Source organism: Enterobacter cloacae complex sp. FDA-CDC-AR_0132 (assembly GCF_003010695.1).
Taxonomy (GTDB): domain Bacteria; phylum Pseudomonadota; class Gammaproteobacteria; order Enterobacterales; family Enterobacteriaceae; genus Enterobacter; species Enterobacter ludwigii.
The window spans coordinates 3383562-3407305 of sequence record NZ_CP027618.1 but is presented as its reverse complement, the minus strand read 5'-3'; the positions used below and the strand labels follow the sequence as shown (position 1 = coordinate 3407305).

The 23744-nt window shown below is 55.6% G+C and carries 24 protein-coding genes and 1 riboswitch; of the genes, 6 read left to right on the top strand and 18 right to left on the bottom strand.

The genetic code is table 11. The features are described from left to right. Window positions 1-6: 6 nt before the first annotated feature. Complete coding sequence (locus AM379_RS16395; RefSeq protein WP_001273664.1) at window positions 7-177, bottom strand: general stress protein; 171 nt, start codon at window positions 175-177, stop codon at window positions 7-9. Between the two features lie 391 nt (window positions 178-568). On the opposite strand from AM379_RS16395, the gene wrbA reads away from it, so the two are divergent. Both wrbA and AM379_RS16385 read left to right on the top strand, forming a co-directional pair. After that, window positions 569-1165: an NAD(P)H:quinone oxidoreductase gene (gene wrbA, locus AM379_RS16390; protein ID WP_014169491.1), complete on the top strand. Its 597-nt coding sequence runs from the start codon at window positions 569-571 to the stop codon at window positions 1163-1165. An 18-nt stretch (window positions 1166-1183) separates the two neighbouring features. Then, window positions 1184-1411 carry a YccJ family protein gene (locus tag AM379_RS16385; RefSeq protein ID WP_106503922.1) on the top strand — a complete coding sequence of 76 codons (228 nt, stop codon included), beginning with the start codon at window positions 1184-1186 and terminating at the stop codon, window positions 1409-1411. A 32-nt stretch (window positions 1412-1443) separates the two neighbouring features. On the opposite strand, the gene agp is transcribed toward AM379_RS16385, so the two are convergent. Together agp and AM379_RS16375 are read right to left on the bottom strand one after the other, a co-directional pair. Next, the gene (gene agp, locus AM379_RS16380; RefSeq protein ID WP_106503921.1) at window positions 1444-2685 is read right to left on the bottom strand and encodes a bifunctional glucose-1-phosphatase/inositol phosphatase; all 1242 of its coding nucleotides are present in this window, start codon (window positions 2683-2685) and stop codon (window positions 1444-1446) included. 86 nt (window positions 2686-2771) lie between these two features. Further along, window positions 2772-3131 (bottom strand): winged helix-turn-helix transcriptional regulator, encoded by a 360-nt coding sequence (locus AM379_RS16375; RefSeq protein WP_014169488.1) that lies wholly within the window; start codon window positions 3129-3131, stop codon window positions 2772-2774. A gap of 100 nt (window positions 3132-3231) precedes the next feature. Here AM379_RS16375 and AM379_RS16370 point away from each other — a divergent pair, with 100 nt between their 5' ends. Beyond that, the gene (locus AM379_RS16370) at window positions 3232-3981 is read left to right on the top strand and encodes an SDR family oxidoreductase (protein ID WP_106503920.1); all 750 of its coding nucleotides are present in this window, start codon (window positions 3232-3234) and stop codon (window positions 3979-3981) included. 1 nt (window position 3982) lies between these two features. Here AM379_RS16370 and AM379_RS16365 read toward each other — a convergent pair whose 3' ends face one another. Then, window positions 3983-4486, bottom strand: a complete 504-nt coding sequence (locus tag AM379_RS16365; RefSeq protein WP_106504364.1) for a DedA family protein — start codon at window positions 4484-4486, stop codon at window positions 3983-3985. A 288-nt stretch (window positions 4487-4774) separates the two neighbouring features. Continuing rightward, window positions 4775-4944, top strand: a riboswitch (M-box (ykoK) riboswitch). 60 nt (window positions 4945-5004) lie between these two features. Between AM379_RS16365 and AM379_RS16360 the strand changes: the two genes are divergently transcribed. Then, complete coding sequence (locus AM379_RS16360) at window positions 5005-6006, top strand: magnesium transporter (protein ID WP_020884727.1); 1002 nt, start codon at window positions 5005-5007, stop codon at window positions 6004-6006. Between the two features lie 41 nt (window positions 6007-6047). On the opposite strand, the gene AM379_RS16355 is transcribed toward AM379_RS16360, so the two are convergent. Beyond that, on the bottom strand, window positions 6048-7124 hold the full coding sequence (locus tag AM379_RS16355; RefSeq protein WP_106503919.1) for a LacI family DNA-binding transcriptional regulator: 1077 nt from the start codon (window positions 7122-7124) through the stop codon (window positions 6048-6050). A gap of 269 nt (window positions 7125-7393) precedes the next feature. Between AM379_RS16355 and AM379_RS16350 the strand changes: the two genes are divergently transcribed. After that, complete coding sequence (locus tag AM379_RS16350; protein ID WP_025204490.1) at window positions 7394-8659, top strand: maltoporin; 1266 nt, start codon at window positions 7394-7396, stop codon at window positions 8657-8659. A 104-nt stretch (window positions 8660-8763) separates the two neighbouring features. Here AM379_RS16350 and AM379_RS16345 read toward each other — a convergent pair whose 3' ends face one another. The 6 genes from AM379_RS16345 to AM379_RS16320 form a co-directional block, all read right to left on the bottom strand. After that, window positions 8764-9006, bottom strand: coding sequence for a glucose PTS transporter subunit EIIB (locus AM379_RS16345; RefSeq protein ID WP_025204491.1), 243 nt, complete (start codon window positions 9004-9006; stop codon window positions 8764-8766). Between the two features lie 99 nt (window positions 9007-9105). Further along, complete coding sequence (locus tag AM379_RS16340; protein WP_106503918.1) at window positions 9106-11163, bottom strand: beta-galactosidase; 2058 nt, start codon at window positions 11161-11163, stop codon at window positions 9106-9108. A 30-nt stretch (window positions 11164-11193) separates the two neighbouring features. Further along, window positions 11194-12396, bottom strand: coding sequence for a glycoside hydrolase family 53 protein (locus tag AM379_RS16335; protein WP_040017106.1), 1203 nt, complete (start codon window positions 12394-12396; stop codon window positions 11194-11196). Between the two features lie 2 nt (window positions 12397-12398). Continuing rightward, window positions 12399-13250 (bottom strand): sugar ABC transporter permease, encoded by an 852-nt coding sequence (locus tag AM379_RS16330; RefSeq protein ID WP_014169479.1) that lies wholly within the window; start codon window positions 13248-13250, stop codon window positions 12399-12401. Window positions 13251-13261: 11 nt separating this feature from the next. After that, a complete protein-coding gene (locus AM379_RS16325; RefSeq protein ID WP_047357206.1) occupies window positions 13262-14566 on the bottom strand; it encodes a carbohydrate ABC transporter permease in 1305 nt (434 codons plus the stop codon). Between the two features lie 57 nt (window positions 14567-14623). Continuing rightward, on the bottom strand, window positions 14624-15838 hold the full coding sequence (locus AM379_RS16320) for an extracellular solute-binding protein (protein WP_047744289.1): 1215 nt from the start codon (window positions 15836-15838) through the stop codon (window positions 14624-14626). Window positions 15839-16159: 321 nt separating this feature from the next. On the opposite strand from AM379_RS16320, the gene AM379_RS16315 reads away from it, so the two are divergent. Next, window positions 16160-17275, top strand: a complete 1116-nt coding sequence (locus AM379_RS16315; RefSeq protein ID WP_106503917.1) for an ABC transporter ATP-binding protein — start codon at window positions 16160-16162, stop codon at window positions 17273-17275. On the opposite strand, the gene hpxK is transcribed toward AM379_RS16315, so the two are convergent. The 7 genes from hpxK to hpxU all read right to left on the bottom strand — a co-directional run bounded on the left by hpxK (window position 17272) and on the right by hpxU (window position 23624). Beyond that, a complete protein-coding gene (hpxK, locus tag AM379_RS16310) occupies window positions 17272-18513 on the bottom strand; it encodes an allantoate amidohydrolase (protein ID WP_106503916.1) in 1242 nt (413 codons plus the stop codon). The genes AM379_RS16315 and hpxK overlap by 4 nt on opposite strands. After that, window positions 18510-19751 (bottom strand): pyridoxal-phosphate-dependent aminotransferase family protein, encoded by a 1242-nt coding sequence (locus AM379_RS16305; RefSeq protein WP_014169474.1) that lies wholly within the window; start codon window positions 19749-19751, stop codon window positions 18510-18512. Before AM379_RS16305 ends, hpxK begins: the two co-directional genes overlap by 4 nt. 14 nt (window positions 19752-19765) lie before the next feature. Further along, a complete protein-coding gene (locus AM379_RS16300) occupies window positions 19766-20503 on the bottom strand; it encodes an amino acid ABC transporter ATP-binding protein (protein ID WP_032677837.1) in 738 nt (245 codons plus the stop codon). Then, window positions 20484-21140: an amino acid ABC transporter permease gene (locus tag AM379_RS16295; protein ID WP_025204495.1), complete on the bottom strand. Its 657-nt coding sequence runs from the start codon at window positions 21138-21140 to the stop codon at window positions 20484-20486. The genes AM379_RS16300 and AM379_RS16295 overlap by 20 nt, the downstream gene beginning before the upstream one ends. Then, entirely contained in the window at window positions 21140-21805 is a 666-nt protein-coding gene (locus AM379_RS16290; protein ID WP_040017102.1) for an amino acid ABC transporter permease, read from the bottom strand. The genes AM379_RS16295 and AM379_RS16290 overlap by 1 nt, the downstream gene beginning before the upstream one ends. 4 nt (window positions 21806-21809) lie before the next feature. Further along, entirely contained in the window at window positions 21810-22592 is a 783-nt protein-coding gene (locus AM379_RS16285; protein WP_020884739.1) for a transporter substrate-binding domain-containing protein, read from the bottom strand. Window positions 22593-22784: 192 nt separating this feature from the next. Then, window positions 22785-23624 carry a MurR/RpiR family transcriptional regulator HpxU gene (gene hpxU / locus AM379_RS16280; protein WP_020884740.1) on the bottom strand — a complete coding sequence of 280 codons (840 nt, stop codon included), beginning with the start codon at window positions 23622-23624 and terminating at the stop codon, window positions 22785-22787. Between the last annotated feature and the right edge of the window lie 120 nt (window positions 23625-23744).

The window sequence follows — 23744 nt, the reverse complement described above, 5'->3', positions numbered from 1 at the left end:
GGCGTATTACTTATTGCTGCCATGACTGTTTTTGCCCCCTTTTTTGCCAGCTTCTGATGCGCGCTGAGGGTCATTTTTGAAATTCCCCCCGCTAGACTGGCCACCTTTACGACCTGCTTCTGATGCTCTTTCACGGTCTTCAGCGAAATTACCTGAACCACCACGATGGTTTGCCATCTCTAACCTCCAGAGTGTGAAACATTAGACATCATATTGCATTCAGTAAAAGAGGATTCTTTCACCGCGCGGCTGAAGGACAGTGCCTTTATCTGTGCCGCGTGAAATTAAGCTTAGTGGAATGCGGCTATCCGGCAAGTCAGAGGTAATATTCTGCAACATGATCTCAGCCATTCGGGTGAGATTACGCGACGGCCATTTATAAGCCTTTCTTATCATTTTAAAAATCCGCAGCGGGAAAGTTGTTTCATTTTGCTACAAAGCGCTTTTGTATCCATATTGTTATAAATCAAAGAAATGCCGTTCATTTTTGCAGTCTGGCTGTGATGACTTATCTTTAAATGAACGCAGCGATCCGCTGTCAGAAAACACAAACGAGGAGTGATGCAAAATGGCAAAAGTTCTGGTGCTCTATTATTCCATGTATGGACACATTGAAACCATGGCTCACGCGGTAGCAGAAGGTGCAAACAGAGTGGACGGCGTAGAAGTTGTGGTGAAACGCGTACCGGAAACGATGCAGGCTGAGGCGTTCGCCAAAGCCGGGGGGAAAACACAAAATGCCCCGGTTGCCACCCCGCAGGAACTGGCTGATTACGATGCCATTATTTTCGGCACCCCTACCCGATTTGGCAATATGTCAGGCCAGATGCGGACCTTCCTCGATCAAACCGGAGGACTTTGGGCATCCGGAGCGTTATACGGCAAACTCGCCAGCGTCTTCAGCTCCACCGGGACCGGCGGCGGTCAGGAGCAGACGATTACGTCAACCTGGACTACCCTTGCTCATCATGGGATGGTGATTGTGCCGATTGGCTACGGCGCGCAGGAACTGTTTGATATTTCCCAGGTTCGTGGCGGGACACCGTACGGCGCCACCACCATTGCCGGTGGCGATGGCTCCCGACAGCCGAGCAACGAAGAGCTCACTATCGCCCGCTATCAGGGTGAGTATGTCGCAGGCCTCGCCAAAAAACTGAACGGCTAACTCAACAGGAGGACAAGCATGCCAACTCAAGAATCCAAAGCCCACCGCGTGGGTGAATGGGCAAGTTTACGCAACACCTCTCCGGAGATCGCCGAAGCCATTTTTGAAGTCGCGAACTATGACGAGAAGCTGGCAGAGCAGATTTGGGAAGAAGGCAGCGATGAAGTGCTGGAACGTGCCTTCGGGAAAACGGACAAAAACGCGCTCTTCTGGGGTGAGCAAACCATCGAACGTAAAAACGTCTGAACGTTTCCCCCCGCCTGAGCGGGGGGTTTTACCTATTTCGCCGCGTTATTCATCACCGCATTGAATTTATCGATTGGGCAAAAACCGTTCGCATCAACCGGACACCCCTTCAGCTCCAGCGTCACACGCTGTGCCGGCGCATCCAGTGATAATACGCTGGCGTTACGCAACTGGTCGGCGCTCTGATAGACATACTCAATCTTCATGAGCTCCTGGTTGGCGTTTTTATCATGCCAGCGCTGGAAAACAATTTTCCCGCCAATTGGCGTCCGCTCGTGCTGGTCATGCAGCTGGTACGGTTTGAAATCCAGCGCCGTAAGCAGCGACGCGATATTGGAATCATGCCCCACCAGCAGGGTGATTTTCGGCGCTTTCGCCTGCCCGGTGACGAGGGCCTGGTCGATATACTTCACCAGCGGTTTGGCCACGTTTTGCGCCACCTCGGTGGAGGTAAACAGCGAGTCCTGATAGCCATTTTTCAGCTGCGACAACACGCGCCACTGTTGATCGGTTTTAATTTCACCCCAGGCAACCTGGTCTGCCGGGAAGCCTTCGTAATACTGCAGCGTGAAGGCATCCACCAGCGAGTTACCGACTTTTAACGGACCCGATACGCCAGGTTCTTTTTCATAGTCAGCGCTGAAGGTATCTTTCGCCTCCGCCAGCGAGCACACGTTCTTCTCTTTACAGGACGGTGAATCGGCGTAATTCGTCATCTGCTCCAGCAGCTTGTAGCTCTCGCCAAGCTGCATTTTCTGCCGCTCAGTTTCCATCGCCTTCAGCGCTTTTTCACGGAATTCAGGTGAGTTATCCGTAATCACTGGGTTAAAGGTCGGATCCATGGTGCCCATTTTTTCCTGATGATGCACAGGCACATCGCACCCCGGGAAGGCGCCGGTGATAAAGAACTGCGCGGTGGCGACAGTGCGCTGCAGGCTGTTGGCATAGGCATATACGCTATCCGCGGCCGGGCACTCGCCGGTTTTCACCATTCCCTGCTGTGCCAGCCACTCGCGCATATAGTGGCCCATATAGACTTCAAGCACGCCACCTTTGGTGGTGAGCTGGCCGCCTGGCACCTCCCATTCTGGCCACTGCTTCGGTGTGGATTGCTCGAGCACGCTGCCATTGTTGGCGAGCGGCGCGCGCAAATTATGGCGACTCATGATTAAAACTTGTTCCAGCTGATACCCTTCCGGCGTCTCTTGCGCCTGCACGCCAGATGTCACTGTTATGGAACCGGCGATTGCCAGCGCGAGTAGTGCTTTTCTCATCCCTAATTCCTCACTCGTTTTAAAATGTCGCAGTGAGTGTGACAGATTCGTGACAATTTTCCGGGAAGCGTTTCGCAAACTGAGGATTACTTTTCAAGGCGATCGCCGTATTCGCTCATCCAGTCGGCCAGCGGGGAGAGCGCGCTCTGGAGGGTTAATCCCAGCGCGGTTATCTGATACTCCACTCGCGGTGGGATCTCCGGGTAGATAGTGCGCGACACCAGCCCGCGCTGCTCAAACAGGCGCAACTGCTTCGTGAGCTCTTTTTGCGTGATGGGGGCGGCGGCGCGCAGCAGATCGCCAAACCGGACCGGTGCATTGAGCATAATCAGGCGATAGAGCACCGGGATGGCCCACTTACCGGAAATCAGATTTACAAACTGCGTCATCGGGCAGAGATAAACCTCAGATTTTTTTTCACAGGGTATATTGAGCGATTCCGCCATAGCGCACCTCTTGCCTCATTAGTATCCAAATGGTACCTAGTTTCCTTTCGATACTAACGTTTCTATAGTGCTTTCTCCAGAGTCATTTCAGGAGAAACACATGGGTCGTTTAGCAGGTAAATATACGCTGATTACCGGCGGCACTTCCGGTATTGGTCTCGCTACCGCGCAGGAATTTATTGCCGAAGGGGCGCACGTTGCTGTCACCGGACGTAACCCGGATACCCTTGCCGAAGCACAACGCATTCTGGGCGATAATACCTGGGTTATTCCGACCGATGCGGGTGACATCGCCGCGCAAAAAGCGCTGGCGGACACGCTCGCCTCTCGCTGGTCGCGTCTTGATGCCGTGTTTATTAACGCCGGCGATGTGACGCACGGGCTGCTTGAAGAGTGGCAGGAAGACGCCTGGGATCGCCTGATGGGCATCAACCTTAAAGGACCGTTCTTTTTGATTCAGGCCCTGCTGCCGCTGCTCAATAATCCCTCCTCTGTGATCCTGTGCGGGTCCGTGAGCGCCCGCATCGGGCTGCCTGCCAGCAGCGTTTATGCCGCCAGCAAGGCGGGATTACTGTCGCTGGCACGCACGCTGTCAGGGGAGCTGTTGCCGCGCGGTATTCGCGTCAACGGCCTGAGCCCGGGTCCGGTAGAAACACCGGCATTTAATAAAACGGGGTTAAGCGAGGAAGCGCTCAAGGCGATGCTGGGGGATATCACCAAACTTGTGCCGCTGGGCAGAATGGGCACGCCGACGGAGCTGGCGAAAGCCGCGCTCTATCTTGCCTCTGACGAATCGCGCTATATGGTGGGAACGGAACTGCTGGTCGACGGCGGAATGGGAAACCTGTAGGTCAAAAGGCGCTGATGCCGGTGACGATGCCGACATACAGCGCCGCCCATACGACGGCTGAAATCAGGCTTACCGCGTACACCTTCGCCGCGTTCAGTCTGAGCATGCCCGCTGCCAGCGGGACGATATAACGCAGCACCGCCAGGAAACGCGCGGTAAAGAGCACCAGCACGCCGTTTTTCTGCAACTGATGTTGTACCCGCAAAAATTTCTCGGCGTGCCGGGAGGTAAAGCGCGTGACCAGCCGCGTGTGGCCCATCAACTGGCCGATATGATAATTCAATACCGACCCTGTTGTGGCACCCGCCGCGACAGCCAGCCACGTCAGTCCCGGATGCAGGCGGGTCTGGCTGACGGTGATCCCTGCCAGCAGCATCACCGAGGCCGGCGGAAGCACGGAGGAAACCAGTACCGTAGACTTGCTCAGCGCGATGATGAAAAGCAGCGCGAACAGATGCGTCGGATAGAGCGCAAAATGATTCAGCAGATTGTCAAACCACGTCATATTCCACCCCGCAGCGTTCGTGATGCTGACCATTAGAAACGAACAACCTTAAATGGGGTATCAACCGCTCAGACCTCCAACAGGAAGGCATTAACGACACGCCAAAATGTCAGCGACATTAGAAACACAGAGGTGTGGAATTATACTCTCTTGAGCAATAACCACCGTCATTGATGAATAATCGATGTCATTAATACGCGGATTAAATTATTGTTCTAAACGTTTCTTAAACGTCTTTTAAATTCCACAGCGCGATGTTTAAAGTGGCGTATTATCCCTCTCGTTTTACAACGATCTCGTTATGGCGAGGCTCCTGTACAAATACACGTTATCGCTCTGGTGGGTTCGAGAGAACCGGCACAGGGTAAAACAGGCACTGTCGAATCAAGGCTTTGTCAGTATAACTTCCCTTACGGGATACGGTGTACAGTGCTGAACCCAGGACGTGGGGATCTCCTCTTCGACATGCCCTGTCTTGCTCGCCCCTGAGAGATTTTATTATTCAAAGGGAATTCACTATGTCTTACGCTATTCACAATCAAAACCTGGCATTCAATGACAGCGCAATCGCGCAATATATGAATACCGATTTTATCGTCCTCGATATTTCATTATGCGTGGCGCTGGCACGCGAGCAATTTTTCGAAAAATTAAAAGACGATGATATTCCATCGCATATTTTCCTCGAAGATAACGGTCGGCTGGCGGGCATGGTTGCGGTGCGCAAACTGCTGCAGACCGCCGATACGGTACAGCCGGTGAAAACGCTGATGATTTCTCAGTTTCTGCAGGTCAAACCGGAAGACGAGCGTGCCGATGTCGCCGGGCTGCTGGCCCACGGCGAGGCGGATGTCGTGCCGGTGGTCACGCACGGTAAAGTGGTCGGCTGCCTGACCGAACGCGAAATCGCCCATCTGCTGGAAGATGATGTCACCGAAGATGCCCAGCTCCAGGGAGCAACGCTGCCGCTGGAAAAGCCGTATCTGGAAACCAGCCCCTTCAGCCTGTGGAAAAAACGCTCCGTCTGGCTGCTGCTGCTGTTTGTCGCTGAAGCCTATACCAGCTCGGTTATTCAGCACTTCGAAGAGGCGCTGGAATCCGCCATTGCTCTGGCCTTTTTCATTCCGCTGCTGATAGGGACCGGTGGGAACAGCGGGACGCAGATCACCTCCACGCTGGTGCGTGCAATGGCGCTGGGTGAAGTGCGTCTGCGCGACGTTGGCCGCGTGTTACGAAAGGAGATGACCACCTCGCTGATGATTGCCGCCACGCTTGGTCTTGCCGGGTGTGTTCGCGCCTGGATGATGGGTATCGGGCTGGAAATTACCCTTATCGTCAGCCTGACGCTGGTCTGTATTACGCTGTGGAGTGCGATTGTCTCGTCAGTTATTCCGATGGTACTGAAGCGCTGCGGCATTGACCCGGCCGTCGTTTCCGCGCCCTTTATCGCGACGCTTATCGACGGAACCGGTCTGATTATCTACTTCAAGATTGCGCAGTACACGCTGGGGCTGGAATAAGAGTGCAGCACCTCACCCACCGGGTTGAGGTGCTCACCGTTTTACATATCGCCAAGCTGATGTGCGATATCACGAAGCTGTTGCGCCAGCGCCTGCAGGTTTTTGCCCTTCTCACCTTTCGGCCCGGTCGACTGCCGCACCACCAGCCGGGCAGGCAAAATGGATGACATGCGCACGGCATTGTCTTCGCCACTGTCAAGAATGCGGCGCACCGCCTCTTTCCCCTGCAGATCCAGGTCCAGCGATACCGTGGTCAATGCCGGATAGAAGAATGAGCTTTCGTAGGTGTCATCGTAGCCAATCACCGACTTTTCACCCGGAATGGAAATCTGATGCTGATGGAAAGCACTTAGTACCCCCAGCGCCATCTGGTCGTTGGCCACCAGCACGGCAGAAAATTGCGGCGTCTCGCGCAGCATCTGCAACGCACCCGCGTAACCGCTCTGCGCATCCCAGTTCCCGCGGATCACCGAGGCCGGCTCCAGACCGTAACCGTTCAGGGTTTCAATCCAGCTTTTCAGCCTGAGCTGCGCCGAGACAGAAGAGGCTGGCCCCGCCAGCAACGCGATTTCCCGGTGCCCCAGTTCGTAGAGATATTTGACGCTGGCACGGGTGCCATCTGCCGGGTTAAACGAAACGTTAAACACGGAACTGTAAGGGTCAACGTCGAGGAACAGACAGACGATATCGTCGTTGTCCGTCGCGATTTTCTGCGCCTGCTCTGCTTCCAGCGGGACATTGATGATCACCTTACTGACGAGCTGAGATTTCAGTTCATAGATCGAATCCTGGATGCTGTGGTTGACGTTCTCATCAATCATGGAGATCAACACCTGATACCCTTCCACATTTGCATAGCGTTTTACCGCCGCGGCGACCTGTGACGGCGCATGCAAAGCCAGCGAAATCGTCACCAGTCCGACGGTCTGGGTCTGCTTTCCGACCAGCTGCTGCGCCAGGCGGTTCGGGACATACCGCAATAACTCTATGGATTTCTCCACCTTGTGACGCGTGGCTTCGGATACATTGGCAGATTTATTCAGTACCCTGGACACGGTCTGATAGGAGACGCCCGCATGGCGTGCGACGTCCTCTAACGTTGCGCTTTTCGACTTCATGGTCCGGTTCCTTATGTTGTTATGCGCTGATTGTATCAGGGGCGATATAAAAAAACGCCCACTGGGCACTTTCGGCTGCCATAACACCATCAAAAAGTATTACGTTCACAATACTACATTTCTGCTCACACCTCATCAATCGTAACAAAATTGGCTATTTTATTTGCACTTAATCACAGATTAACGATCACGCAATTGCCAGAAAAAAGGTTTAGGCATTTTATGACATCGGATTTGTGAACGTATTACAAAACAATAAGAGGGTAACAATGAACACGACGATCCGCTCTGTATCTGTTGCGTTGGCTGCCGCGTTAGCGTCTCCTTCGCTGTTTGCAGCGTCTTCAGTACCAATTGATTTTCATGGGTATCTTCGCTCCGGTGTGGGCGTCTCACGGGATGGTGGGATGGAGGAGTGGCAAAAAAATAAAATTGGCCGTCTGGGTAACGAGGCCGATACCTACGGCGAGCTGGAGCTGGGCTCAGAGGTGTACAAAAAGAACGATGTCAGCTTCTACCTCGACAGCATGGTGAGCATGGTCTCTGACGGCTCTAACGACAATGAAACCACCTTCGGCGACGATGCGCAGTTCGGGTTGCGTCAGCTGAATCTGCAGATCAAGGGGCTGATCCCCGGCGATCCGAATGCGGTGATCTGGGGCGGTAAGCGCTACTACCAGCGCCATGACCTGCACATCATTGACACCAAATACTGGAACATCTCAGGCGCGGGTGCCGGTATCGAAAACTACACGCTCGGACCGGGTGCAGTGTCCGTGGCCTGGATCCGTGGCGATGCCAACGACGTGGACTACCGCGTGGACGGCGATAGCGACGTTAATATCAACTACATCGACCTTCGCTATGCGGGCTGGAAGCCGTGGGCGGGTGCATGGACTGAAGTGGGCATTGATTACGCCATGCCAAACCCCACCAATAAGCAGAAAGAGTACGGTGGGCTGTATGAGGCCGACAACGGCGTCATGGTCACCGGTGAGATCAGCCAGGACATGTTAGGCGGCTACAACAAGCTGGTGCTGCAGTATGCGAACAAAGGCCTGGCGCAGAACATGGTGTCCCAGGGCGGCGGCTGGTATGACATGTGGAACTACGTGAACGACGCCAGCGGCTACCGTGTGATTAACACCGGCTTAATTCCGATTACGGACAAGCTCTCCTTCAACCACGTGCTGACCTGGGGCTCGGCGGATGACACCACGCAATTCACCGATAAATCGCGCCTTGTCTCTCTTGTGGGTCGCGCACAGTACCAGTTCACCGAATATGTGCGTCTGATTGGTGAAGTGGGCGGTTTCTACCAGAAAGATACCTACACCGATGGCTCCAGCTACAAGCAGAGCGGAGAGAAGTACACCCTCGCACTCGGACTGGCGGATGGGCCTGATTTTATGTCGCGTCCTGAACTGCGCGTCTTCGCCTCTTACCTGAATGACTCCGAGAAAGGACAATCCTTCGAAGACGGCACCGCAAATAATACCTGGAACGTTGGCGTGCAGGTGGAAGCCTGGTGGTAATGTTTATTTCCTGATATGCGTTAATCGTTATTGTATCTCCAACAACTGGCAGTCTATTCTCCTCGTTTGGGATAGCCATTATTTTGGCTATCCCTTTTTTATTATTAGTGATTAAAATGCGCATCTAATAATTGCCGCAAGGTATCAGACTGCCGGCCAAATATCGCATGCACCTGCTGGCCGATAATAATCACGCCCAGCGCCCCCTCCTGTTGTAACGCCTGCGTATCCACCTTATTTAAATCTTTTACCGTGACGCGCAGACGGGTAATACAGGCTTCAACATGTTCGATATTATCGTCGCCGCCGAATGCAGGAATTAAACGCTGAGTTATTTCACTGTCCATAATACGCCTCTCTGTTATGCAGATAAAAAAATGCCTGCTCATAGAGCAGGCGCCTTCAGATTGATTAGCCAGGGTTGTACGACGCGACGCCCTCAGCGACTACGCTTTACGCCTGAGTACCCGACAATCCCACGGCAGCAGAGCGGTATCACCCGCGGCGGCGGCATCGGTCATGCAGTCGGTATACCCCTGCGGCAGCGTAATGAGCTGCTGCTGGGCGGTGTAGTTCTGCACAAACACCCACGTGGTTTCGCCGTCCGTGCGGGCCGTTGCCACTACACCCGGTGGGAAATCGCATTCCATGGCCCGCGGCAGCGCCAGTTCGTCAATAATCCCGGCGAAGAAATCACGCTGGAACGGCAGATCGTTGCGCGACGCCACATGCCACGCTTTCCCCTTACCGAAACGGTTCACCGTCACGGCAGGCCGACCGGCGTAGAAATCATCCCGGTAGGTCGCCAGCGGCTGAGCGTTTTCGACATGGATCAGTTCGCACAGATGACGAACCTGATACGGCCCCTGCAGGCCAGCCGCATTACCCGCCAGCCCCTGTACCAGATTACGTTCTCCCTCACCGAGACAGTCGATCTCTTCTGCCCAGATGCCGAGCAGTTTACGCAGCGGCCCCGGGAACCCGCTAAGATGACAAAGATCGCTTTCATCCACGATGCCGCTCCAGTAGGTGGTCACCAGATGGCCGCCCCCGGCGACAAACGCTTCTGCGCGTTCGGCGAAGCCTTCCCGCACCATATAAAGCATCGGCGCAATCACCAGCGCGTACTGGCTGAGATCGCCATCGGCATCAATCACATCCACCGCGATGCCTTTTTCCCAGAACGGACGGTAGTGTTCGTTAACGGTTTTTTCGTACTCCATCCCCATGTTGCGCGGCCCTTCGGCATCGTCCAGCGCCCAGCGATTTTGCTGGTCGAAGATAATCGCCACCCGTGCCTGCGTGCGACACCCGACCACCCCCGGCAGACGCTGAAGCATTTCGCCCAGACGCGTCACTTCGCGCCCGACACGCGTATCAAGATGCCCCACGTGGTCGATAACCGCCCCGTGGAATTTCTCCACCGAACCGCGGCTTTTACGCCACTGGAAGTACTGCACCGCATCGGCCCCGTGTGCCACCGCCTGCATTGACGAGAGAATATGCATCCCCGGCTTTTTCAGCTTGCTGGTCGGCTGCCAGTTGGTGGTGCTCGGCGTGGACTCCATCAGCACAAAAGGTTTGCCGCCTTTCAGGCTGCGCATCATGTCGTGGTACATGGCGGTATAGCAGGCGAGCTGGGTTTCGTCTTTCTCCTTGTGCCACATCGGGTAGCTGTCCCAGGAGATAAAGTCGATCGCTTTCGCAAGCTGCCAGTAGTCGTAATCGTAGAAATACTCCATGAAGTTGGTCGTCACCGGCAACGCTGCGTTGACGGCTTTTAGCGGCGCAACCTCATGGCGGCAGAAATCTGTTACCTGCGCCGTATTAAAGCGGCGCCAGTCGAGGTTCAGACCGTGAATGGACACCTCGCCCTGCGGCGCAGGGGACTCAATCTGCGACCAGTCGCTATAGGTGTGGCTCCAGAAGGTGCTCCACCATGCGTGGTTCAGCGCATCCAGGGTTTTGTAGCGCGCTTTCAGCCAGTCACGAAAGCGCTCCTGGCACAGATCGCAGTGGCACTCACCGCCGTACTCATTGGAGATATGCCAGCCCAGCACCGCCGGGTGCTGTGAATAACGCTCAGCCAGTAAGGTATTCATTTTGAATGTCTTCTCACGGTACACCGGGGAAGACATACAATGGTTATGACGCCCACCGTGCAGCGCAGGCACGCGGTTACGCCCTACGCGCAGCACCTGCGGGTATTTTTGCGACATCCATGCCGGGCGCGCACCGCTCGGCGTGGCGAGGAAAATATGGATCCCCGCTGAATATAATTTATCAATGACGTTATCCAGCCAGACAAAATCATATTCCCCTTCACGCGGTTCGAGCTTCGCCCAGCTAAATATGCCCACCGACATGACATTACATTTCGCCTGCTGCATCATGGCAATATCTTTTTCAATAATACCGGGGTAATTCTCCCATTGCTCCGGGTTATAGTCGGCGCCATGCAATAACGCAGCGACCTTCGAACTTAAAGGCGCAAATTTATTCATATTAAAAACGTCCTGAAGTGAAACAGAATACTATTTAAATACCGTTATCGACGGCAGCACTTTGCCATGACAATCAAATAACGCCTGGTTTTCGCGGGCATTTCCCTCTTTCCAGTCATCATGGATATATTTCATGCCGGTTTTGGTGGCCCATGTAGTGCCCGGTACGGCAATCCAGGTCGGCTCCCAGTAAAACAGGCCCTTACCGCGACGATCGGGAACGTCAATCACGGCCTGCATTAAATCGTGGATATAATCGTACTGACCCTGCACGGTGCCGGGGTAGCCACCGTCCTTCTCTTCTTTGGCCTGGAAACTGTTTTCTGCGTTATCGCAGTTCTCCAGCGTATAGCCATAGGCCGCTTCCACCACAATCACGTCTTTGTTATAGCGTTTGCTGATGTCATCCATATTGGCTTTCAGCGCGCCGATCGGGCCATTCCAGTAGGTGTACATCGACAGGCCGATAATATCGAACGGCACATCGCGCTTCGTGATCTCATCAAACCACCAGCGGAAGGTGTCATTTTTAGTGCCTTCGGCCAGGTGCAGCATAATTTTCACCTGCTCGCCGTCGGTCAGGTTCTCTTTCATCCCGCTGATTGCGGCGTTGAGTAACCCGGCTACGCGGTCAAACTCGCCGCCACCCTGCCCCCAGCTTTTGCCTTCCGGCCAGAGCAGCCCGCCATTGATTTCATTACCAATCTGGACCATGTCCGGCAGCACGCCCTCTTTTTTAAAGCGGGCAATGGTGTCGCGCGTATAGTCATGGATTGCCGTTTTAAGCTGCGGGTAATCCATCTTCTCCCAGGCTTTAGGTTTGAACTGTTTGCCCGGGTCGGTCCAGAAATCGCTGTAGTGGAAATCGAGCAGGAGTTTTATGCCCTGGGCCTTCACGCGCTTCGCCAGCGCCAGCGTGTTTTCCAGATTGTTACTGCCGCCCCCGTAGGTATTTCCGTTGGCATCCTGCGGATCCACCCACAAACGCAGGCGCACATAGTTCACGCCGTTGGCTTTCAGAATGGCAATCGCGTCCTGCTGCTGGCCGTTCTGGTTATAAAATGTTGCGCCATGCTGTTCCGCCTCGAGCAGCGTCGAGATGTCCGCCCCCTTAATAAAGTCTGCTGGCATGGCATTAAAAGGACGCGTTTTTACCCCGTCCGCGGCGAACGCACTCGCGGCAAGACCGCAAGAAAGACAAACAGCAAGCAAAGCGGGTTTGAGTCTTTTCATGGTTATCCCTTAGTACTCCCGGAGGTCAGACCGGAGACGAAGTATTTTTGTAAGGCCAGATAAAGGATCGCGACCGGCACCGCAATCAGCACCGCGCCTGCCGCGTAGGTGGTGTAACTGGCACCCATTTTTTGCGCCACCAGGTTATAAAGCCCGATGGGTAAGGTGTATTTGTCCGGGGTGCGCAATATGGTGCTGGAGAGAATGAAATCCCCCAGCGGCCCGGTGAAGGAGAACAGCGCCACCACCGCCACAATGGGTTTGGAAAGCGGCATGATGATCTCGATGAAGATGCGGAAGTTACTGGCTCCGTCCATGCGCGCGGACTCATCCAGATCCTTAGGAATGGCGTCCAGGTAGCCCTTCATCAGATAGGTATTCATTGGGATCATGCCGCCAACGTAAATCAGCACCAGCGCCAGATGGCTGTTGATTAAGCCCAACAGCTGCGAGAGCACGAAGATGGCAATCAGCGCCGAGAACTGCGGGATCATCTGCAGCAGCAGGAAGAGCATCAGTCCGTTCTGCCGCCCCTTAAAGCGAAAACGCGAGAAGGCATAGGCGGTAAAGCTAACGCTGATTAAGGTCAACACCATGGTCAGGAAGCTGATTTTCATCGAGTTCCAGTACCACGTCATGTAATTCACCTGACCATTAAACAGGTCGGCGTAATGCTGGAACGACAGGTTCTGCGGAATAACAGAGGAGCTTAACAGGCTGTTTCCCGCGTTGAGTGAGGCGCCCACCGTCCACACCAGCGGGTAAATGATGATGACCGACACCAGCACAATAACCAGCCAGGAGAGTGAAAGGCGGACCCATTTCTCACGTTTAATACTTTGTGATTTAGCCATTGTTACGTCCCTTACGCCATGTCGTCATTTTTGAAAGATTTGGTGGCGCGGAACTGCCATAGCGCCAGGCCGACGACAAAAACAGACAGCAGGATGGTGATGGTCGCCGCAATGGCATATTGCGAAGATGACATCGTCAGTTTGTAGATCCACGACACCAGAATGTCGGTGCCGCCCGCATTCGACCCCACTACCGCCGGCCCGCCGTTATTGAACAGATAGATGATGTTGAAATTATTGAAGTTGAAGGTGTATTGCGTAATCAGGATCGGCGCAATGGCGTAGAGCACCAGCGGCAGCGTAATGGTCCGCAACCGGGTCCAGCTGCTGGCGCCGTCCATGGTGGCCGCTTCATACAGATCATCAGGAATGGCCTGCAGCACGCCGGTGGTCATGGCGAAAACAAACGGGAAACCAAGCCAGGTTTGCATCATGATCAGCGCCGTTTTGGTCCAGAACGGATCGGTCATCCAGGCTTTAGGCGCAATCCCAAAGAAGGCCAGAATGGCGTTGTTAATCACCCCGAACGAGTCATTAAACATCCCGGCGAAAACCAGGATGGTGACAAAGCCCGGCACCGCCCACGGTAAAATAAAGATGGTGCGGATCAGCGGCTTAAAGCGTAAATCTTTCTGGTTCACCAGAATCGCCAGCAGTACGCCCACCGTACACTGCAGCGTAGTGGCGAGCAGCGTCCAGACCACCGTCCACTGCAGCACGTCGAAGAAGGTGGAACGCCAGATAGAGAGCGTAAAGATATTGATGAAGTTCTTAAACCCGACCCAGTCAACCAGCTTAGCCGGCGGCGTGTGGTAGAGGTTGTAGTTGGTAAAGGCGATGGCAAACCCGAACAAAATGGGAAACACCACCACAAACACCAGCAGGATAAAGCCCGGGGTGATCATCAGATACGGGAAGCCGTCGCTCAATAGCATCTGATACTGTTTACGCACGCTGTTAAGCTGCAACCCTTCGTCACGTTTCAGGCCATTGACCCACGCATCACGCATCGACAGGTAATACACCATCACGCCGAACGCAGCGATTAACACGCTGATGATCCCCTCCGCCAGCAGGAAGATGGAGTTGTCGCGCGGCACCTCCTCACCCAGCGTCACCAGTCCCCACAGCCCTTCGCGCAGAAAATCAGCAAATACGCCGATAAAACTGGCAAGCAGCAACAGGAAGATGACCCCTTTCAGCCACTGACGGTGGTAAAACTGACCGAAGCCGGGAATGACCGCCAGCAGCAGGCTGGTCCAGGCGTGACGCCCGGCCACGCGCGGTTTGGCAAAATGTTCCGGGATGATACTCACAAACAACTCCTTTCAAAAAACGGGAGAGACGCCCTCCCGTTCTGCGACGTCAGAAAACTACTGGTTGCTGGCCTGCATGGCTTCGATTTGCATCTGAACCTGTTTTTCTGCGCTGTCGAGCGCGGCTTTCGGATCCTGTTTACCGGTCAGGCTCAGTTCGAGGGCCGCGTTCGCCGGAGCCCAGACTTCACCCATTTCCGGAATGCCCGGCATCGCTGTCGCCCGTGCGGCCTGCACGGCAACCGCGCTGGCTTTCTCGTCGTTCTTAATGAGCGGATCGTCAATCATCGCGGTCAGCGGCGGAATTTCTCGCGTCGCGATATAGCGCGTTTTGACGTACTGCGGCTGGTTGATAAATTCGATAAATTTCTGCGCCATGGCTTTGTCTTTGCTCCAGGTAGAGACGACATAGCCCTTCACGCCCAGGAATGAACTCATTGGCTTACCGTCCGGCAGCGTCGGCAGCGGCGCAACGCCGTAGTTAATGCCCGCCGCTTCATACGGCTGGAACGCCCACGGACCGTTGATGACGGCTGCCGCTTTTTTCTCGGTAAACAGAGAATCGATCGCGTTCAGACCGTTATCGCCGATGATCCCCGCCGGGAACACGTCATCGGTATAGAATTTTTTCAGGTAGGTGACCGCGTCTACCGCGCCCGGTTTGTTCAGGCCCACGTCGCTGGCGTTATAACCGCCTTTATCGTTTTTACCGAAGATGTACCCGCCCATCGGGGAGATAGCCCCCCAGCTGTAGTAAATCTGGTCGAACTTGGCGAGCAGGCCGTACTGGTTTTTGGCGCGCTGCTGTTTAGAAAAGTCATACCAGTCCTGAAGTGAGTTGAGCGGCTTCGCGATCAGGTCTTTGTTGTAAATCAGCACCAGCGTCTCAACCGCTTTCGGCACACCGTAAAGGGTGTTATCCATTTTGAAGGCATTGATGGACGCCGGCGTGTACTGTTCGGTCTGCTTCGCCTCCAGATTCAGGGGGGTCAGCAGCCCTTGCACAACCGCCCCGCCCAGTTGATCATTGGGAATGACCAGCACGTCCGGGCCAATTCCTGCCGGGCCGTCGAGGCGCAGTTTTTCCAGCTGCTGCGCGTAAGGCATCTCCTGCAGGTTAACCTTAACGTCGTACTGCTTTTCGAAATCGGCGACCGCGTCTTTAATGCCGGACGACTTTTTGATGTCTTCCCAGACGTTAAGCTGCGTGGTGGCATAAGCCTGCACCGCGAGTGTAGAGAGGATCAGAGCAGCGAGTATGTTCTTTTTCATTATCAACCTCATGTGAAGGTATAACAATTTTATGGTTGTTATTGCATTTCACCGCCATACACCTTCGCCAGAAAACCGACTAACACTGGCGTACAACGTATAACATCAAATGCCTTTGGTTTGGTATACGCTACCCTTCACATCATGATAACTCTACAAAAAACTGTAAGTTGTGTGATCGTCATAACATTAATGGAATATCAGTATAGGGTGCGCGAATACTGGAAGTTATAGTCAGAGCAGACAAATTGCACCGCCCAGCCATGTAGCAAATAATTGTTATACGTAATACATACGCGGCGGTTTACTCGGGGAATACAGATGTCGAACATACAATTGAGGAATGTCACCAAACGCTTTGGCGACACCGTAACCTTGCACAACGTGAATCTTGAGATTGAAGACGGTGAGTTTGCCGTCTTTGTCGGTCCTTCCGGCTGCGGTAAATCGACAATGCTGCGCATGATTGCCGGACTGGAGGACATTAGCGAAGGGGAAGTGTTAATTGGTGACGAGGTGATGAACGACGTTGCCCCCTCCCACCGCGGCGTGGCGATGGTGTTTCAGTCCTATGCGCTCTACCCACATATGACGGTGGCCGAAAACATGGGCTACGGCCTGAAGGTCAATAAGGTGCCGAAAGATCAGATCCGCCATCAGGTCGAGATGGTGGCCAAAACGCTGCAGCTTTCCCACCTTCTGGATCGCAAACCTAAGCAGCTTTCCGGCGGCCAGCGCCAGCGTGTGGCCATTGGCCGCGCCATCGTACGTAATCCGCGGGTCTTTATGTTCGACGAACCGCTCTCCAACCTGGATGCCGAGCTGCGCGTGGAGATGCGTCTGCACCTTGCCCGTCTGCACCAGGAGCTGAAAACCACCATGGTGTATGTCACCCACGACCAGATAGAAGCGATGACCCTGGCTGATAAAATTGTGGTGATGAACTACGGAAAGGTTGAGCAGATGGGCGCGCCGATGGAACTCTACTACAAACCGGCGAACAAGTTCGTGGCCGGGTTTATCGGCTCGCCGAAGATGAATTTCCTGCCGGCAACGGTAGAGGCCTGGCAACCGGGTGAGCTGACGGTGAGATTATCCCAGCAGAAGACGCTCACACTGGCCCTGACCACCACACCGTTGAACGCAGGCAGCCCGGTGACGCTGGGCATTCGTCCGGAACATTTAACCACCGATCTCCGCCACGGCACGCGGCTGACGTTTAACTGTGAAGTGGTTGAGCGTCTGGGCAATAACACCTACCTCTTTGGTCAGTGCTACGGCCACGACAATATGAAGATTTTGCTGCCGGGCGATGTGAAATTCGCACCGTGGCAGCAAATTGATGTGGCTTTTGACGATCGCCACTGCATGGTGTTTGACGAGCAGGATGTGCGGGTGAGTGCCGACATCGATGAAGCGGTACGCTCGGTCGCTTAACCCGCCAGACGCGTTACCGCACGCGTAAAGGCATCAATCGCCAGCGCGACATCCTCAGCCATCACCGATTCCGCCGGATGGTGGCTGACGCCTCCCTTACACCGCACAAACAACATCCCTACCGGCCAGCGCTCCGCCAGGGCGATGGTGTCATGACCGGCACCGCTCGGCAGCGATAATGTCTTCCCCTGCACCGATTCTACAGCCTCCGCCAGCAGTGCCTGCAGACGTGTATCGCATGGCGTGGCGGCGATTCGGTAAAATTCGTCGGCAGCAAAATGTATTCCGCGACGGGCCGCTATCGCCTGCGCCTGCGTCAGCAGTGCAGTAAGCAGAAGGTCAAGCGGCGCATCCTGCGGGCCGCGAATATCTAACGAGAGCGCGACCTCGCCGGGGATGACGTTTACCGCACCAGGCAGACAGCGCAACTCACCCACCGTGGCCACCAGGTTGCCGCCGTGCTGACGGGTGGTGTTTTCAATCAACACCATCCATTCGGCGGCGGCGGCCAGCGCGTCCTTACGATGCGCCATCGGCACGGTCCCGGCGTGGCCGGCCTCACCGGTGAAGCGGCAGTTCAGACGACGCGCACCGTTAATGGCTTCAACCACGCCCAGCGCCAGACCGGCCTGTTCCAGACACGGTCCTTGTTCAATATGCAGTTCCAGACAGGCGCTGAAATCATCCGGGCGTCGGGCGGCCATCGCGACACGGCTGGGATCTAACCCTGCCTGTACCATCGCCTGCGCCACGCTGATACCTCTGGCATCGCACGTGTCGAGCCAGCCCGCAGTCCAGGTGCCCGTCAGGGCGCGGCTGCCCAACAGCGTGATACCAAAGCGGGTACCCTCTTCATCGCAAAAGCCGACAATCTCAACGGCCTGCGCCAGCCGTTTTCCCTGCTGGTGCAGGCTGTCAACGACTTCAATGGCCGCCAGCACCCCCAGCATCCCATCGTAGCGTCCGGCATTGCGCACGGTATCCAGATGCGAGCCAAGCAATACCGCCGGTGCGCCCTCCTGCTCGCCTTCATAACGTCCGCAGATATTCCCCACGCTGTCCTGCCAGACGGTCATGCCCGCCTGGTTCATCCACTGCCCGACCAGCTGGTTAGCCTGCAGATGCTGGGCAGAGAGATACACGCGGGTAAGGGAATCCTGGGTTTCGCTGATGGCGGCCAGCGCATCGGCGCGGGCCATCACACGTTCTGCCGCCTGCTGGCGTGTCGCGTGATTCATAGCGCCGTCTCAGTGCGGTAATGATCCCACGCGGCCTGCATCGCGGCACCCTGCGTAGTGGAAAACTTCAGGTAGTTCAGTACCGACTCCAGCGCACTCAGGGTTGTCATCACGCAGTCTTTACGCGCGTTATAGCCCATGGTGCCAATACGCCACACTTTGCCGTGCAGCGGACCAAACGAAGTACCGATTTCAATGCCGAAATCCTCCAGCATCAGTTTACGCACCTGGTCACCGTTTACGCCCTGAGGGATAAGCACGCCCAGCACGTTGTTCATCTTGTGCCTGAGGTCGCCGAAGGTCTCGAGCCCCATCGCCTGAATACCTTTCAGCAGCGCATCCCCGTGCAGCTTGTGGCGGGCGATACCGTTATCCAGCCCTTCCTGCAGAATGAGGCGGGCACATTCGCGGGCGCCAAACAGCGCGGTGGTCGCTTCGGTGTGGTGGTTCAGACGCTCGGGTCCCCAGTAATCCATCACCATGCCGAGGTCGAAATAATTTGAGTAAATCATCTCTTCGTCGCCGTCGCGATGGGCATCGGTACGGATCCCCTCTTCGATGCATTTGCGGCGACGGATTGCCTCTTCCATCCGCGGGCTCAGGGTAACAGGCGAGGTGCCGGACGGACCGCCAAGACATTTCTGCATCCCCGCCGAGACCGCATCCAGCCCCCAGGCATCGGTCTCCAGGGCGTTGCCGCCGAGCGACGCGGTAGCATCGGTATAAAACAGGACATCGTAACGACGGCAGATTGCTCCGAGTTCCGCAAGCGGCTGCAGCATGGTGGTGGACGTATCCCCCTGCACGGTTAACAGCAGGCGCGGACGCACGCGTTTAATGGCATCTTCCACCCGATCCGGTGTGAACACCTCGCCCCACGGTACCTCGATGGTGTGGACCTCTGCGCGGCAGCGGCGGGCAATTTCGCACAACAGATGGCCGAAGCGCCCAAAAACGGGCACCAGCACCTTGTCTCCCGGACGAATGGCCGATACCAGAATCGCTTCAATCCCCGCGCGGGAGGTGCCGTCCACCAGCATCGTCCAGCGGTTTTCCGTGCGGAACACGCCGCGGTAGAGTGCCATGACGTCGTTCATGTAGTGGGTCATCGCCGGATCGTACTGGCCGATAAGCTGGCTCGACATGGCACGCAGCACGCGCGGATCGGCGTTGATCGGCCCCGGCCCCATCAGCAGACGTTGTGGCGGATTGATTTGCGGAAATTGAGCGATATCCATTTTTTAGTCCTTAGTTAATTGAGGCCGCGCACGGAGGAGATAAACTGTTTAAGCTCAGTGGTCTGTGGGTTAGCGAACAGCGTTTTACTGTCGCCCTGCTCCCAGACGCGCCCCTGATGCATAAACACCACGCGGTCGCCCACTTCGCGGGCAAAATTCATTTCATGGGTCACCAGGATCAGCGTCATCCCCTCAGCGGCCAGTTGTTCCAGCACCTTGAGCACTTCGCCTACCAGTTCCGGATCGAGCGCGGAAGTTATCTCGTCACAGAGTAAAACTTTAGGCGACATCGCCAGAGCACGGGCAATCGCCACGCGCTGCTGCTGGCCGCCGGAGAGGCTTGACGGATAGTAATCCAGACGGTCACCCAGCCCGACTTTCTCCAGCATGCGCTGCGCCAGTGCCTGACATTCTGCTGCGCTTTTCTTCAGCACCCGACGTGGCGCGAGCATCACGTTTTCCATCGCCGTCATGTGCGGGAAAAGGTTGAAGTTCTGAAATACCATGCCGACCGAGCGGCTGATTTCACGCGCCTGGGAATCCCGGTCGGTAATGGTCATGCCGCCGAGCTTGATGCTGCCGTCCTGATACCCTTCGAGGCCGTTAATGCAGCGCAACAGCGTGCTTTTACCCGAACCGCTGCGCCCGATAATTGAAATGACCTGGCCCATGTCGATGTCCAGATCCACGCCCTTGAGCACGTGGTTATCGCCGTAGTACTTCTGCACCTGATTAATGGTGATGAGAGGCATTGAATTTAGTCTCCAGATAACGGCTGTAGCGCGACAGCGGATAACACAAAATGAAGTAGCCGAGCGCCACCAGCGCAAAGACTTTAAACGGCTGATAGGTCACGTTGGTCAGCATCGTCCCGGCCTTGGTCAGCTCGATAAAACCGATAATGGATGCCAGCGCGGTCCCCTTAATCACCTGCACGGCGAACCCCACCGTTGGGGCGATGGCGATGCGTAACGCCTGGGGAGCCACCACGCGAAACAGCGTCTGGCCGAAGGTCAGCCCCAGACAGCGCGACGCCTCCCACTGCCCTTTCGGCAGCGCACGAATACTGCCAAACCAGATATCAAGCAAAAAGGCGCTGGTGTAGAACGTCAGGGCCAGCGACGCGGCGGTCCACGGCGAAACATCGATACCCAACAGCGCCACGCCGAAGAAGGCCAGGAACAGTTGCATCAGCAGCGGCGTGCCCTGAAACAGTTCGATATAGCCGCGGATAAGACGTTTTACCGTACGCCCGCCCGTGAGGCGCAACAGCAACAGCGGCAGCGTTACCGCCGCCCCGCCGACAAACGCCACCAGCGACAGCAGCACCGTCCAGCGTCCGGCGAGCAGCAGATTGCGAATAATGTCCCAGTCGGTAAAGGTGGTCATCATGCCTGTACCCCCAGCCACTTCCGTCCTGCCGCCATCATTAGCTGGCGCAGGGTAATTGACAGCACCAGGTAAATTCCGGTGGTCACCAGATAGACCTCAAAGCTCAGGAACGTTCTTGACTGAATCAGGTTGGCGGCAAAAGTCAGCTCTTCATAGGAGACCTGCGACACCACCGACGAACCGAGCATAACGATAATGCACTGGCTGACCAGCGCCGGATAAATACGCTGCAGGGCCGGTGGCAGCACCACGCGTATAAACGTTTGCAGGCGGGTAAGCCCCAGCACGCGGCCGGCCTCCCACTGTCCTTTGGGCGTAACCTGAATACCGGCACGGACAATCTCCGTGCTGTACGCACCCAGGTTGACGACCATTGCCAGCAGCGCCGCTTCGCCCGCCGTCATCTTCAGCCCCAGATTCGGCAGACCGAACACAATGAAAAACAGCTGCACGACAAAGGGCGTGTTGCGGATAATCTCCACGTAGCCGCCCCAGATCCGGCTGAACCACGTCGTCCGGCCGCTGCGAATCGCCGCCCCGAAAATACCGATCGCCAGCCCGCCGAGGGTTGCCATCACCGTCAGTTGAATGGTGACCCACAGCCCTGCCAGCAGCGACGGCCAGTACGGCCAGAGCGCAGAGAAATGGAGTTGCTCTGTCATCGCCTTACACGCCCAGGCTTGCCGGCAACGGCGCTTTCAGCCACTGCTCAGAGAGGCTATTCAGGGTGCCGTCTTTAATTCCCTGCTCGATCACCGCATCAACTTTCGCTTTCAGCGCCGGTTCGTTTTTCTTCAGCCCGATAAAGCACGGCGAGTCCTTCAGCATAAAGCTCGGAACCGGGGCTTTGGCGGCGTTCTGGCGGGAAATCGCCGCCACGACCAGATTACCTGTCGCCACGTACTGGACCTGACCGGACAGGTAAGCCGACAGCGTGGTGTTATTGTCTTCGTAGCGTTTGACGTCTGCATCTTTCGGCGCAAGGCTGGTCAGCACCATGTCCTCCACCGCGCCGCGCGTCACGCCAATGGTTTTTCCACTCAGTTGAGCAGCATCTTTCAGCTCAGCCCCTTTCGGGCCGAACACGCCGAGGAAGAACGGCGCATAGGCACGGCTAAAATCGATCACCTTTTCACGCTCGGCGTTTTTACCGAGGCTTGAGATCACCAGATCCACCTTATCGGTTTGCAGATACGGCACGCGGTTGGCACTGGTCACCGGCACCAGCTGCAGCTTGAGCTTCATCTGTTTTGCCAGATAGCGCGCCATGTCAATGTCGTAGCCCTGCGGCTGGAGATCGGTCCCGACCGAACCAAACGGAGGAAAATCCTGCGGGACGGCGATACGAAGAGTGCCGCGTTTCTCAATATCCTGCAGCTGGTCAGCTTTTGCTGGCAGGTTTGCAAACAGACAGACGGCCCCGGTCAGTGCAATCAATAACTTTTTCATGGTGCTTCCCCGTAACGTTAACATGAAACAAAAGATTCTTTGAATTGGATTTTGCAACTAATGTGCCAGATGAAGCGAAACGGGAAATTTTCTCTGAAGGCCTGATAAAACGAGAGCGGGGCGGAAAAGACCTCCCTTTTCCGCCCCGCTTTTCTGCACCATTTTAATGCAAAGCACCAGCCTGATGCCCCATTATCGCTGTTCCAGTTCGTCCAGCTGCTGATACAGGGAGGCGATATCGTGGATCCGGGGACGGCCTTTATCGAGGATTTCATGCAGGAAGGCATTAGCCAGCAGGTTGATCAGACTGTTGACCGACGAGTAGCTGTCGTACGCCGAGACGCTATCCAGCGGGGCGCAGAGCTGCCAGCTGGTCAGCGGAAACAGGCTGTGTGCCTGCGGCTCACACATCAGCAGAACCGGAATACCGCTGTGCTGAAGCTGCTGCAACAGCGGCCGAACGATCCGCGGGCGACGGCGAAACGCCATCATAATCACCAGATCGTCGGGCGTGAGATCGACCAGTTCCTCACTCAGGCTCTGCCCCGGCTGCGGCAGCAGCAGCACCTGCCCGCGCGCCTGCAACAGCTGCTGGCGCAGGTGCAGCGCCGCCGGATAGGCGTTGCGCATCCCGATAATCACAATCCGCCGTGCCTTCACCATTGAGGCCATGGCCTCGGCAAACTGCTGAGCATCCAGAGCGTTGACCCACTGGGTGAGGTTTGCCATCTCCTGCTTATAATGCCGCGCCAGCAGAGTGTTGCCCTGCACCGCATCGCGGTTATCGGTCAGCGGCATGCCGCTCTGGCGCAGCGTGCGCAGTTCGTCGCGCATCTCTTTATACTTCTCATAGCCCAGACGCTTAAACAGACGGCTCACCGTGGCTTTCGACACCCCGCTCAGCTGCGCCAGCTCGGCGCTGTTATAACTAATGAGGTCGTCGAAATGATCAAAAATAAAATCAGCCACCCGTTGCTCCTGCGGTGACAACGACGCGTATTGCGCTTTCAGACGTTCATCAAGCTGTTCCATAAAGCCTCTGTAACTTTTGTTTCACCTCACTATACCTTTCATTAAGCATGCCAGCTTCTTAAAACGTTATGTTACGACTGACGTGAAACTTTTCATTCATAACTGGAACAGCTTTTGCAG